Below are 448 nucleotides of genomic sequence, written 5' to 3' on the forward strand. Positions count from 1 at the left end.
GTGTTCGAGTTCGGGATCGGAGAGGCTGTGCCATTGTCCGAGCAGGACGGCTTTGAACATGGACAACAGGGGATAGGCGGGACGGCCGCGGTGGTCTCGAAGGTAACGGGTTCTTTGACGATTCAGGTATTGTTCGATCGGTTTCCAATCAATCAGCTGATCCAACTTCAATAGTGGGAAACGGTCGATGTGTTTGGCAATCATGGCTTGTGCGGTTTGCTGGAAGAAGGTGCTCATGAGAAATCCCCTAAATGTCTTGGTGGGAATTTAGGGGATTTTGGGGAATTTTGCAAAGGTCTCCGCCTGTTAGCCGGGTGTGCCCGCCTACTTGCACATCAAAGCCATCATCACCCGCAAACAATCCGCTTTGTTCGCTCACGCTGCGGTGTTCGGCGTTGATTTTGCTTTGGCTGTAATCGCCTGAGGCGGATGCGCCATAGCCTACGGT

At 52.9% G+C, this 448-nt stretch carries 2 protein-coding genes; both read right to left on the minus strand.

Translation table 11 applies throughout. The features are described 5' to 3' along the window. Positions 1-237, minus strand: a 237-nt coding sequence (locus tag ACTHUR_RS20850; protein WP_440400707.1) for a transposase, incomplete at its 3' end; no start/stop codon positions are given. A gap of 10 nt (positions 238-247) precedes the next feature. Beyond that, the coding region (locus ACTHUR_RS20855) for a hypothetical protein (RefSeq protein ID WP_440400709.1) at positions 248-448 on the minus strand (201 nt) is incomplete at its 5' end.

This window comes from Neisseria sp. P0021.S007, assembly GCF_051956855.1.